General features: G+C 61.8%; 12 protein-coding genes. 11 read left to right on the top strand and 1 reads right to left on the bottom strand.

Features of this window, described 5'->3' with window-relative positions:
• Positions 1-2: 2 nt before the first annotated feature.
• On the bottom strand, positions 3-371 hold the full coding sequence (locus tag ACM3N8_RS02470) for a response regulator (RefSeq protein WP_042871385.1): 369 nt from the start codon (positions 369-371) through the stop codon (positions 3-5).
• 712 nt (positions 372-1,083) lie between these two features.
• Here ACM3N8_RS02470 and hybO point away from each other — a divergent pair.
• From hybO to ACM3N8_RS02415, 11 genes are all read left to right on the top strand, one after another.
• The gene (hybO, locus tag ACM3N8_RS02465) at positions 1,084-2,217 is read left to right on the top strand and encodes a hydrogenase 2 small subunit (protein WP_043136597.1); all 1,134 of its coding nucleotides are present in this window, start codon (positions 1,084-1,086) and stop codon (positions 2,215-2,217) included.
• A 2-nt stretch (positions 2,218-2,219) separates the two neighbouring features.
• Complete coding sequence (hybA, locus tag ACM3N8_RS02460) at positions 2,220-3,263, top strand: hydrogenase 2 operon protein HybA (RefSeq protein ID WP_290016810.1); 1,044 nt, start codon at positions 2,220-2,222, stop codon at positions 3,261-3,263.
• Entirely contained in the window at positions 3,256-4,443 is a 1,188-nt protein-coding gene (gene hybB, locus ACM3N8_RS02455; RefSeq protein WP_042871392.1) for a Ni/Fe-hydrogenase cytochrome b subunit, read from the top strand. The genes hybA and hybB overlap by 8 nt, the downstream gene beginning before the upstream one ends.
• Positions 4,440-6,143: a hydrogenase 2 large subunit gene (gene hybC, locus ACM3N8_RS02450; protein ID WP_416015409.1), complete on the top strand. Its 1,704-nt coding sequence runs from the start codon at positions 4,440-4,442 to the stop codon at positions 6,141-6,143. Before hybB ends, hybC begins: the two co-directional genes overlap by 4 nt.
• The gene (locus ACM3N8_RS02445; protein WP_416015408.1) at positions 6,143-6,673 is read left to right on the top strand and encodes a HyaD/HybD family hydrogenase maturation endopeptidase; all 531 of its coding nucleotides are present in this window, start codon (positions 6,143-6,145) and stop codon (positions 6,671-6,673) included. Before hybC ends, ACM3N8_RS02445 begins: the two co-directional genes overlap by 1 nt.
• Positions 6,655-7,182, top strand: coding sequence for a hydrogenase-2 assembly chaperone (gene hybE / locus ACM3N8_RS02440; RefSeq protein ID WP_241324764.1), 528 nt, complete (start codon positions 6,655-6,657; stop codon positions 7,180-7,182). Before ACM3N8_RS02445 ends, hybE begins: the two co-directional genes overlap by 19 nt.
• 115 nt (positions 7,183-7,297) lie before the next feature.
• Entirely contained in the window at positions 7,298-8,923 is a 1,626-nt protein-coding gene (locus tag ACM3N8_RS02435) for an ABC transporter substrate-binding protein (protein WP_416015407.1), read from the top strand.
• Complete coding sequence (locus ACM3N8_RS02430) at positions 8,908-9,918, top strand: ABC transporter permease (protein WP_416015406.1); 1,011 nt, start codon at positions 8,908-8,910, stop codon at positions 9,916-9,918. The genes ACM3N8_RS02435 and ACM3N8_RS02430 overlap by 16 nt, the downstream gene beginning before the upstream one ends.
• A complete protein-coding gene (locus ACM3N8_RS02425) occupies positions 9,908-10,720 on the top strand; it encodes an ABC transporter permease (RefSeq protein WP_290016803.1) in 813 nt (270 codons plus the stop codon). The genes ACM3N8_RS02430 and ACM3N8_RS02425 overlap by 11 nt, the downstream gene beginning before the upstream one ends.
• Positions 10,721-10,819: 99 nt before the next feature.
• Positions 10,820-11,608 (top strand): ATP-binding cassette domain-containing protein, encoded by a 789-nt coding sequence (locus ACM3N8_RS02420; RefSeq protein WP_348685204.1) that lies wholly within the window; start codon positions 10,820-10,822, stop codon positions 11,606-11,608.
• 114 nt (positions 11,609-11,722) lie between these two features.
• Positions 11,723-12,364 (top strand): ATP-binding cassette domain-containing protein, encoded by a 642-nt coding sequence (locus tag ACM3N8_RS02415; RefSeq protein WP_416015405.1) that lies wholly within the window; start codon positions 11,723-11,725, stop codon positions 12,362-12,364.
• The last annotated feature ends 301 nt before the right edge of the window (positions 12,365-12,665 follow it).

Here is a 12,665-nt window from a genome sequence, read left to right as displayed (position 1 = left end):
GATCATGGTTGCACCACCTTGTAGACATCATCGAGCAGCTTGAGCGGCTCGAACGGCTTGGTCAGCCAGACCCGGGCGCCGGCCTCGAATCCCTCTCGCTTGATCTGGTCGGAGTCTTCCGTGGTCAGCATGATGAAGGGGAGGTAGCGGGTCGTCTGCTGCGCCTTGACCCGTCTGAGCAGCGTCATGCCATCCATGCCGGGCATGTTGAGGTCTGAAATAATGAGGTGTACGCGTTGGTTGTCCAGCTGGATGAGGGCGGCCTCGCCATCCCCTGCTTCTATCACGTCAAAACCGGCGCTGCTGAGCGTCATGGTGATGGCCGCCCTGATCCCGACGGAATCATCCACCACCAGTATGGTCTTGCCCATAAGTCATCCTCTCGACGCTACATCAGGAGTGGGCCCCAGCGCAGGGGCGAGGCCAGCTCTGGGCCTCAGTGATAATTGTTGTTCAAGAGTCTGATGTTGGAGAGATTTTTTATATTGCAACCATACTTGGGAGACACTTGGCACTGATTGTGCAATCTCATATGGGGGCTAGGTGTGAGGCGAGGGGTGGAAACGAGGAAAAGGCTCCTGGCCGTAGTGCGGTTTTGCCCAAATAAAAGGCAGTTGAATGAGCGCTGCCATGAGCACGATATTGACGGAACGACAGCTGATAATAAATATCATTGGCAAGTCTATTCTTGTTGTTTACATATATGATCACAAATAATAAAGGTATATTTTATCGGCCTCTTTCTTTTCTGGCTATCACTCATGGCTGATAACATCAGTGGCCTGGAAAATAGTGTGACAACGCTTTCATTCTGATTATTTAACATCACGAATTAACGAATGATTTTTATGTTGTTAATTCATAAAACCATAAAAATAACCCTTTATGGGTATTTTTCTGGCTCATTGCAGTGTTGCCTAACTACATGCTGCATATGGTTTTTTTAAATTAATGATGATGAGTTATATATCCGGATAATGTCCCGCAGCTTGATGGAGATCAACACGGGAGGGGAGGGGAGTCCTTAGCATTTCCGCTATTAAGCATTTATCAAACAAGTGCTCACTAACGGGAATAAGAAGAATGGTCGAGGATAATTTTTTATCGGCTCATGGAATTAATCGCCGTGACTTTATGAAATTGTGCGCCGGGATGGCCGCAACCCTGGGATTAAGCCAGAATGCCGTGGCCAAGATGGCCATGGCGCTCACCAGCCCCGAGCGGCCACCGGTGATCTGGATTGGCGCGCAGGAGTGCACGGGTTGCACCGAGTCACTGCTGCGCTCAACCCACCCCACCATAGAAAACCTGATCCTCAACACCATTTCGCTGGAGTACCACGAGGTGCTCTCGGCGGCCTTTGGCCATCAGGCGGAAGAGAACAAGCGCAACGCCATCGAGCGCTACAAGGGCAAGTATGTGCTGGTGGTGGACGGCTCCATTCCATTGAAAGATGGGGGCGTCTACTGCATGGTGGCCGGTGAACCCATAGTCGATCACATTCGCCGTGCGGCTGCCGATGCGGCTGCCGTCATCGCCATCGGTTCCTGCTCTGCCTGGGGCGGTGTGCCCGCCAGCGGTGGCAACCCGACCGGCGCCGTCAGCCTGGAGGAGGCCCTCGGCAATATCGGCACCCCCATCATCAATATTCCAGGTTGCCCGCCCAACCCCCACAACTTCCTCACCACGGTCGCCTACTACATCACCTACGGCAAGTTGCCGGCGCTGGATGCCAAGAAGCGCCCGCTGTTTGCCTATGAGCGCCTCATCCACGAGAACTGCGAGCGTCGCCCGCACTTCGATGCGGGACGCTTTGCCAAGGAGTTCGGCGACGAGGGCCACCGTCAGGGCTGGTGTCTCTATCACCTCGGCTGCAAGGGACCCGAGACCTATGGCAACTGCTCGACCCTGGAGTTCTGCGACGTGGGTGGCGGCATCTGGCCGGTGGGCATAGGCCATCCCTGCTATGGCTGCAACGAACAGGGGGTGGGTTTCAGCAAGGGGATCTTCCAGCTCGCCAAGGTCGAAAATCCGACCCCGCGGGTGGAGAAACCCGACGTAGCCATTCAGGAGGGGGGGCACATGTCGCCCACCGCCACCGGCCTCATCGGCGGTGCCCTCGGGGTGCTGGTCGGGGTGAGCCTGATGACGGTGCGCGAACTCGGTCGCCAGCAGAAGCGCCACGAAGCCGGGCAGCACCCATCACGGGAGGAGTGACCGTGAACAGACGCAATTTCCTCAAGTTTGCCTCCGCCAGCGCGCTGGCGGCAGGGGCCGCCGTGCCCGGCAGCGCCATGGCGGCGGCCAAGAACAAGCCGCCCATTCCCGGATCGCTCGGCATGCTCTACGACTCCACCCTCTGCGTCGGCTGTCAGGCCTGCGTGGCGGAGTGTCAGCGCCTGAACGGCAACCCGGCCAACCCGGTGGGAGAGCAGACCTGGTCCAACAACGACAAGCTGACCCCCTACACCAACAACATCATCCAGGTGTGGAAGAGCGGCACGGGTGAGCACAAGGATCAGCTGGTGGATGGCTATGCCTACATCAAGAAGCAGTGCATGCACTGTGTCGATCCCAACTGCGTCTCGGTCTGTCCGGTGCAGGCCCTTAAAAAAGATCCCAAGACCGGCATAGTCCACTACGACCCGAGCGTCTGCACCGGCTGCCGTTACTGCATGGTGGGCTGCCCGTTCGATGTGCCCAAATATGACTACGACAACCCGTTCGGGGCCATTCACAAGTGCGAGCTCTGCAACCAGCAGGGGCTTGAGCGGATTGATCAGGGCAAGTTGCCCGGTTGTGTCGAGGTGTGCCCGACCGGCGCCGTCATCTTCGGCAGCCGCGAGGATCTGATGGCCGAGGCCAGGCGCCGCCTGCTGGCGAGCCCGGGCAGCGAGTACGCCTATCCGCGCCAGACCCTTAACGCCAACGACCCTTATCTGCATGAAGTGCCGAACTACCAGCCCTACGTCTATGGCGAGAAAGAGGGCGGTGGCACCCAGGTGCTGGTGCTGGCAGGGGTGCCTTACACCAAGCTCGACATGCCTGATCTGCCGGAGCTCTCCTCAGGGGCGCGCTCGGAGCATATCCAGCACACCCTCTACAAGGGGATGGTGCTGCCCATGGTGGTGCTGACCGGCCTCTCCGTGCTCATTCGCCGCAACGCCAAGAAGCACGATCAGGCGCACCCTCATGACGAGGACCCTGCGCCTGGGCAGGGCAAAGAGCCGGGTTCTGACAAGGGAGGCAAGGATCATGAGTAACCACAAGGCACATCCGCTCGGTGGCAAGCTGGTCAGCTGGCCCGTCATAGTGCTGGCGCCCTTCGTCATCCTGTGCGGCATGCTGATCCTCAAGCGCCTCATCTTTGGGCTGGGCTCGGTCACTGATTTGAACGGCGGCTACCCCTGGGGTCTGTGGATTTCGTTTGATCTGCTGATCGGCACAGGTTTCGCCTGCGGCGGCTGGGCACTGGCCTGGGCCGTCTACGTCTTCAACCGGGGCGAGTATCACCCCCTGGTGCGACCGGCCCTGCTGGCGAGTCTGTTCGGCTACTCCCTTGGCGGCCTCTCCATCACAATCGATGTAGGCCGTTACTGGAACCTGCCTTACTTCTACATTCCGGGTTTCTTCAACACCTCCTCTGTGCTGTTCGAGACGGCGGTCTGCATGACCATCTATATCGGGGTGATGGCGCTGGAGTTTGCGCCCGTGCTCTTGGAGAAGTTCGGCTGGAAGACCTCCATGGCCCGGCTCAACAAGATCATGTTCTTCATCCTGGCGCTCGGGGCCCTGCTGCCCACCATGCACCAGTCCTCCATGGGATCCCTGATGATAGTGGCGGGGGAGAAGATACATCCGCTCTGGCAAAGCTACGAGCTGCTGCCGGTCTTCTCCTTGTTGACCGCCTTCATCATGGGCTTCTCCATCGTAGTGTTTGAAGGTTCTTTGGTGCAGGCGGGGCTGGCGGGGCGGGGCCCCAACGAGAAGTCGCTGTTCTACAAGTTGACCCAGGTGATCGACATCTTCCTGATCCTGTTTGTGGCGCTGCGCTTTGCCGAGATCGTCATCAACGACAAGTCGGCCTATCTCTCAGAGTTCAACCGCTACGCCGTCATGTTCTGGAGCGAGATTGCACTGATGATATTCCCGCTGCTGGTGTTCCACTGGGACAAGAGCCGCCGGGACTCGCGCATGTTGTTCCTGGGGGCACTCAGCATGCTGCTGGGCGCCGCCCTCTGGCGACTGGATTACTCCCTGCTCGCCTTCAACCCCGGCAATGGCTATCACTACTTCCCCTCCGCGGCGGAAGTGCTGATCTCCCTTGGCTTCGTCGCCATCGAGGTCTGTGCCTATTTGCTGCTGATCCGGCTCTTGCCGGTACTGCCATCACTTGAACGTGTTCACCAAGATTATCAGGCCCGAGGGAAAGCCAACGTATGAGCCAACGTATCACCATAGACCCCATCACCCGTATTGAGGGGCACCTGCGTATCGACTGCGAGATCGAAGGCGGCATAGTCACCAAGGCCTGGTCGTCCGGCACCATGTGGCGCGGAATGGAGGAGATCGTCAAGGGCAACGACCCGCGCGATGCCTGGATGATAGTGCAGCGCATCTGCGGGGTATGTACCTCCATTCACGCCATCGCCTCGGTGCGGGCGGTGGAGAACGCCATCGGCGCCCAGGTGCCGGTCAACGCCCAGTACATCCGCAACCTCATCATCGCGGCCCACAATATCCACGATCACATAGTCCACTTTTACCAGCTGTCGGCGCTGGACTGGGTGGACATCACGGCGGCGCTTGAGGCCAACCCGCAAAAGGCGGCGGACATCCTCAAAGGGGTGTCCACCTGGTCCCTCAACAGCGCCGAAGAGCTGACCAAGGTGCAGGACAAGATCCGCGCCCTGGTGGCGAGCGGCCAGCTCGGCATCTTTGCCAACGGTTACTGGGGTCACAAGGCCATGAAGCTGAGCCCGGAGGTGAACCTCATCGCCGTGGCCCACTACCTGCAGGCGCTGGAGTGTCAGCGCGATGCCAACCGCATCGTCGCCATCCTGGGAGGCAAGACGCCCCACATCCAGAACCTGGCGGTAGGCGGGGTAGCCAACCCCATCAACCTGGATGCCCCTAGCGTGCTCAACCTGGAGCGGCTGCTCTATGTGAAGAGCTTCATCGATCGGCTCGGCGAGTTCATCGAGCAGGTCTACAAGGTGGATGCCGCCATCATAGCCGCCCACTATCCCGAGTGGCTGAGCCTGGGGCAGGGGGCCAAGCATTACCTGAGCGTGCCCGAGCTTCCCACCGATGCCAAGGGTGGCAGCTTCCTGATGCCGGGCGGCTACATCGAAAACGGCGATCTGGCGGGTTATCGCCCCATCGAGAGCCATCAGGATGCCTGGCTGATGGATGGCATAGCCGAGAGCAACAAGCATGCCTGGTACAAGGATGACGAACCCCTCAAACCCTGGGAGGGCAAGACAGAGCCCAACTACACCGGCTGGCAGGATGATGGCAAGTACTCCTGGGTCAAATCCCCTACCTTCTACGGCAAGGTGGTGGAGGTGGGGCCCCTCGCAGACTTGCTGGTGAAGCTGGCCGCCAAGCACCCGGAGACTGTGGCGCATTTTGATCAGCTGAACGGCATCTACAAGGCGCTGACCGGTTCTGCCATCAAGACAGAACAGCTGCACTCCACCATGGGCCGCATCATAGGCCGCGCGGTGCGCTGTTGTGTGCTCAAAGACACCCTGGCGCACCAGTGGAAGGCGCTGGTGGACAACATCGGCAAGGGGGATTTCAGCGCCTACATCAAGGCCGAGATCCCGGCGGACAAGGAGTTTCGCGGGGTGGGCTTCGAGGAGGCGCCGCGCGGCATGCTCTCCCACTGGATCGTCATCAAGGAGGGCAAGATCGCCAACTATCAGGCGGTAGTGCCGTCGACCTGGAACTCGGGTCCGCGCAACTTCAACGACGAACCCGGCCCCTACGAGCAGGCGCTGGTGGGCACGCCGGTGGCGGATCCCGCCAAACCGCTGGAGGTGGTGCGCACCATCCACTCGTTCGACCCCTGCATGTCCTGCGCTGTGCACGTGGTGGATACCCAGAATGGCGAAGTGACCCAGGTGAAGGTGCTGTGATGAACACCTTGATCCTGGGGGTCGGCAACCTCTTGCTGAGTGACGAGGCGGTGGGTGTGCGCCTCGTCGAGGCGCTGGGGCGCGAATACCGTTTCGCCCCCGGCATCGAGCTGCTGGACGGCGGCACCGCCGGCATGGAGCTGCTCGAAGCCATGGCCAGTCGCGACCACATCATACTGGCGGATGCGGTGCGCAGCGGCAACCCGCCGGGCACTGTGGTGACCCTGCAGGGCGAGGAGATCCCGACCCTGTTTGGCCGCAAGATCTCCCCCCATCAGCTGGGGCTGGCGGACGTGCTCTCGGCGCTGCACATGACGGGGGAATCCCCCAAGCGGCTCACCCTGATAGGGGTGGAGCCTGAATCACTCGAGCCCCGCATTGGCCTCACCCCGGTGGTGGCGGCGGCCATGGGGGAGGCGAAGGATAGGATCTTGACCCTGCTGGCCAGTGTCGGCGCCCCCGCCATTGCGCTTTCCGAACAGGAAAAGGCAAAACAGGAGCAGGAGGGCCTATGGCGCAGTCCCATTTGAGCGAGGCTGATGCCGTCCAGGAAAGCGTGCAGGAGTTCATCGGTTTTGCCACCAATCCCGCGCCCCTGCTGGTGGCCCAGTATGAACGGATTGCCCGGGAGCAGATGCAGGGGTTGCCCTTCTATCACGCCACCATGCCCATAGTGGCCGAGTGCGTGTTGTTTGAAGAGCAGTGGCTCGGCTGCGTGCTCACCCCCTGGATGCTGAGCCTGGTGGTGCTGCCGGGGCCGGATCAACTGTGGCCCGTGCGCAGCAGCAGCGATCGGCTCGCCCTGCAGCTCCCCTGCGGCAACATGACCTTCATGGTGGGCGAACTGCCCGAGACGGGGCAGTTGCTGGCCTGCTCCCTGATGTCGCCGCTCGATCCCCATCTCGGGGCCGATGAGGGGCGCTCACTGGTGAGCAGCACCCTCAAGATGCTGCACTCCTTGCCGGTGCAGCAAGGCGCCGCCGGTGTGGATCTGGGGCGCAGACGGCTGTTTGGTGCCCGTCGTGGCCAACCGGCATAGCCGCTAGGTTTCACGCGAAATCAAGTTTAGAATAGGGGCCCGTTTTGGCCCCTCACTCGCTTCTTCGTCTGGCGTTTTTCTTCGAGGTGAGTGGTACAAACGAACAAGGAATCTTATGACCATTCAATGCCATGGCCGCCGCAAGGGCGTGCCTGTCGTCGCGGCCACCCTGCTGGCCCTGCTCTCGGGCGGACTCTCTCATGCGGCACTGGCAGCCCAGCCGGTTCCTGCCGAACTCAAGCTCGCCATCGGCGCCGAACCTACCGAAGGGTTTGACCCCCTGCTTGGCTGGAGTCACGGCAGCTACCTGCTGCTGCACAGCCCGCTGCTCAAGCAAAACGCAGACCTCAGTTGGCAGAATGTGCTCACCCAATCTGTGACCCCGAACCAGGATGGCAAGGGGTGGCTCATCCGCCTCAAGCCCGATCTGAAATTCTCCAATGGCGCGCCGCTCACCGCCGAGGATGTGGCCTTTACCTACAAGAGCGCGGCCAGGGGCGGCGGCAAGATCGACATGGGCAACTTTGTCTCTGCCAAGGTGGTCTCACCCACCGAGGTTGCCATCACCCTGAGTGCCCCCCAGAGCACCTTCGTCAATGTGTTGGGATCCTTGGGCATAGTGTCGAAGCGGGATTACGATCCCAAGCGTTATGCCCGCGAGCCGGTCGGTGCCGGCCCTTACCGGCTGGTGAGCTTCCTGCCCGGTCAGCAACTGGTGGTGGAGGCGAACCCCCATTACGCCGGCGGCAGCAATGACTTCAAACGGCTGGTGTTTGTCTTTATCGACGAAGAGAGTGCCTATGCCGCCGCCCAGAGCAGCCAGCTCGATCTGGTGCGCATCCCTCCGTCGCTGGCCCCCACAGTGCCTGCCTCACTCAAGCTCTGGGTTCGGCCAAGCGTGGAGAACCGCGGCATCGTCTTCCCCATTCCTGCAGCGAGCAAGCGTGGCGAAGAGGCTAAAAAAGACGCCAAGGGTTATGCCATCGGCAACGACGTGACCGCCGATGTGGCGGTGCGCCGCGCCATCAACTACGCCATCGACCGCAAGCTGCTGGCCGATCAGCTGCTGGAGGGGCACGCCATCCCTGCCTACAGCGCGGTGGAAGGCTTGCCCTGGCAAAGCAAATCTACCGCCTTCAAGGACGGCGATGCCGCCCATGCCAACGATCTGCTCGACAAGGCGGGCTGGAAGAGGGGCAGTGACGGCATTCGCCACAAGGGCGACCAGCGCGCCGCCTTTACCCTCTGGTACACCAGTGGCGACAGCACCCGCCGGGATCTGGCGGAAGCTGTGCGCGCCATGCTCAAACCCATAGGTCTGGAGGTGAGCCTCAAGTCCGGCAGCTGGGAGCAGGTGGAGCGTGAGATGCACGCCAATCCGGTGCTGATGGGGTGGGGGAGTCTGGATCCCATGGAGCTCTATCACCACTACCAGAGCGGAGCCGGCGGCGTTGAGTTCTACAACCCGGGCTACTACAGCAACCCTGTGGTGGATGGCCACCTCAAACAGGCGCTGGATGCCCCGAACTGGCAGGCGGCCGTGCCCTTCTGGCAGCAGGTTGAGTGGGATGGCAAGACAGGCGCCGGAGTGCAGGGGGATGCCGCCTGGGCCTGGTTGCTCAACGTGCAGCACACCTATCTCGCCAACCGCTGTATCGATCTTGGCAAGGGGGCGCCGGAGATCCACGGTAGCTGGTCTTTGCTCAACAACCTGCAGGATTGGCGGTGGACGTGCCGCTAAGTTCGCCCTTGAGCACGTCAGGTTATATCTTGCTAAAAGCCCTGCTGCGTCTGGCAGGGCTGTTATGTCTGGTCTCTGTCGCCACCTTTGTGTTGCTCAGCTACTCCCCCATAGATCCCATCAAGGCCTATATCGGCAACGATCTGCTCCATGTGCCTCCCGAGCAGTACGCCCGCATCGCCGCCCGCTGGGGGCTGGATCAGCCGCTGTGGCTGCGCTACTGGCACTGGTTCGGTCAGGTGCTGCAGGGGGATCTCGGCTACTCCATGCTCTACAACGCGCCTGTGGCTCAGGTGATAGGCAGCCGCTTTGCTGCCTCTTTCCTGCTGCTGGCCGGCGCCTGGCTGCTCTCCGGCGTTTTCGGCATTTTGCTTGGGCTCTGCGCCGGTCGCTATCTCAACCGCTGGCCCGATCGCCTGATTTGCCGCTTTGCTTACTTGCTCGCCTCCCTGCCCACCTTCTGGGTTGGCCTCTTGCTGCTCGCCCTGTTTGCTGTGCACTGGCCGCTGCTGCCGGTCTGCTGCGCCTGGACGCCGGGGCTCTCTGCCGATGAGGCGGGTTGGGCATTGCGGGCGCGCCATCTGCTGCTGCCGGTGACCACGTTGGCGTTGCTCGGGGTGGGCAACATAGCCCTGCATACCCGGGGGCGGGTGGCCGAGGTGCTGGCGAGCGACTTTATCCGCTACGCCCGCGCCCAGGGGGATGGCGGTTGGCCCATGCTGCGTTTTCACGTGCTGCGCCACGCCCTGACCCCGGCGCTCTGCCTGCAGTTTGCATCCCTGGGTGAGCTGATTGGCGGATCCCTGCTGGCGGAGAAGGTCTTTTCCTACCCGGGGCTCGGGCAGGCGACCGTGGATGCGGGGCTGCGGGGGGATATCCCCCTGCTGATGGGCATAGTGCTCTTCTGCACCCTGCTGGTCTTTATTGGCAATACGGTGGCCAGTTTGCTGCTGGCCCGCATCAACCTGGGTTGGGAGGGTGAGCATGCTGTTTAATCCGCTCCCCTCAATGTTGCGTCTGGGCTTTGCCCTGATCGGATTGGCGTTGCTGGCCGCCTACGGCTGGAGCCTCTCTCATCAGGATGTGCCCATGGATCTGCTGGCCCGCCAGCAACCACCCTCGCTGGCCCACTGGTTCGGTACCGATCAGATGGGGCGGGATCTCTGGCTGCGGGCCTTTCAGGGCACCCTCACCAGTCTGGAGCTCGGCATCAGCACGGCCCTGTGCAGCGGCCTGCTGGCCATGGTGGCGGCCAGTGTCTCGCTCATCCACCCCAGATGCGATGTGGCGGTGCGCCTCGTGATCGACGCCATGCTGGCGCTACCCCATATGCTGCTGCTGATCCTCATCTGCTTTACCGTGGGGGGCGGCATGCGCGGGGTGATCCTGGCGGTGGCGCTCACCCACTGGCCCAAGCTGGCGCTCATTCTCTGCGCGGAGGCGCGACGGATCGCCTGTAGCGACTACGTGGTGCTGGCCCGCTGTCAGGGGATGGGGGCGCTGCGGCGCTGGCGCACCCACCTGCTGCCGGGGCTCTTGCCCCAGTGGTTTATCGGCACCTTGCTGATGTTTCCCCATGCGGTGTTGCACAGCGCGGCATTGAGCTTTCTCGGCTTTGGTCTGGCGGCCCATGAGGCCTCCCTTGGCCTGCTGCTGGCCGATGCCTTGCGTTATCTGGCCGGTGGCGGCTGGTGGCTTGCTCTCTTCCCCGGCCTGATGTTGCTGCTGCTGGTACTGCTGTTTGATCAGGCTACCCGCGCCCTGCAGCAGCTCTGGTTTGGGGGTGAAGCATGCTGATATTTGAAACCGCCATCTGGCGTCAGCACAGGCTGGCGCTGCTGTTCGATCAGGTTACTCGCGCGCCCCGCAACAGCGGCTGTGGCACAGGAGTGAAGCATGCTGAGTTTTGACCATGTGACCATAGAGGCCGCCCACTACTCCTGGTTGGGACGGCGCAGCTGGCAGCCATTGCTGACCGATATCAGCCTGCAACTGGCGCCGGGGAAGATAGTGGCGCTGGTGGGGGGGAGCGGAGAGGGCAAGAGCCTGTTGCTGCAAAGCGCTCTGACCCTGCTGCCGGACAACCTGCGGATGCGCGGTGCCATTTCCCTCGATGGCACGCCCCTGTGCGATGCCAGCCGGGCCCGTCTGCGCGGCCACACCCTCTGTTATGTGCCGCAGGGGGTGAGCGCCCTCAATCCGCTGCTGACGGTGGAGCGCCAGCTGGGCCGGGCGGCCCGTCTCTGTGGCCAGAACGGTTCCCGCGAGCGGCTCGGCGAGCAGTTGCAGCGCTATCAGCTGCCCGCTGCCACCCTGGACAGATACCCGCGCCAGCTCTCCGGCGGCATGGCCAAGCGCATTCTGGCCTGCACAGCGGCGCTCGGCGGCGCCCGCTATATTCTGGCGGACGAGATCACCGCCTGGCTCGACGAGGAGCTGGCCTGTCTGCTGCTCAGCCAATTGCGCGAATTGGCCAATCAGGGCAGCGGCATCCTCTGGGTGACCCACGATCTGGCGCTGGCGGCCCGCTTTGCCGATCGCATAGTCGCGCTGCATCAGGGCAAGGTGAGCGATACCTTGAGCAGCCACCATCTGCGCCAGGGGCAGGGAAGCGAGATGCTCCGTGCCCACTGGCAGGCGCTGCCGGAGTTCAACACGCTCTTCTCTGCGCCGGAGGTTTCCTGATGTTCGCGTCTCTTAAACAGGCAGCTTGCTGCGCGGCAAATATGCAATGGCGGGGATTCAATCTCAGGGCTCGCAACAACGCCGTTCACCCTTTGTTACCCCGGAGGTCTGCTGATGTTTGAAGTACGGGATCTCACCATCGCCCAGGGGGAACGCCCCCTCTGGCAGGGACTGTCACTGGCGGTGAAGGCGGGCGAGCGGCTGGGGATGTCTGCCCCGAGCGGTTATGGCAAGACCACGCTGGGGCGGGTATTGGCGGGCTGGCACCCGGTTCGGGCCGGTGGGCAGATCCTGCTGGATGGGCAGCCTTTGCCTAAGCAGGTGAAAGGCTACAACCCTATCCAGCTGGTGCCCCAGCACCCGGAACTCACCTTCAATCCCTATCGCACCACAGGGCAGGCGCTGTGGGATGTGTGGCACCCCGATGACGCCATGCTGGCCCGCTTTATGGTCAAACCCGAGTGGCTTGAGCGCAAGCCAGGCCAGCTCTCCGGTGGTGAGCTGGCCCGCATCGCGCTGCTGCGCGCCCTGGATCCCCGCACCCGGTTGCTTGTCGCCGACGAGGTGACCGCCCAGCTGGATCCGCAAATTCAACGCCAACTCTGGCGTGAGCTGATGCGTGAGTGCGAGTCGCGCGGGCTCGGCATGCTTGTTTTCAGTCACCAGCAGGCGCTGCTGTGTCAGATTTGCCATCGGGTGCTGCGCTTTGGTGAAGCGCCTACTGAGCAGGAGGCGATGGCCCGCAGCGTGGCCTGAGGATTGGTGTTCCCCCTCATCCCCAGCCCTTCTCCCGCAAGGGGAGAAGGGAGCAGAAGGTGCCATCTCGCCAGGCTAGCGGTTTGGGAAATATGGCTTGTTGTTATGCTCGCAGACTCTCTCTGGGGGCGAATATTTCGAACATATTGCCAGCATCCATGAATAGGTTTCCATTTCCCTGTTGAGACGAGAGAGAAGAATGCGGTATCCACGAACCGGTTCCCTCTCCCTGGGGAGAGGGCCGGGGTGAGGGGGCGCGAGTGTGAGAAGCTGGCCTTTCGGTACAGATAGAACGGCTGAC

It is taken from the genome of Aeromonas sp. A04 (assembly GCF_047780465.1).
GTDB lineage: Bacteria > Pseudomonadota > Gammaproteobacteria > Enterobacterales > Aeromonadaceae > Aeromonas > Aeromonas bestiarum.
This window is presented reverse-complemented; position numbering and strand designations above follow the sequence as displayed.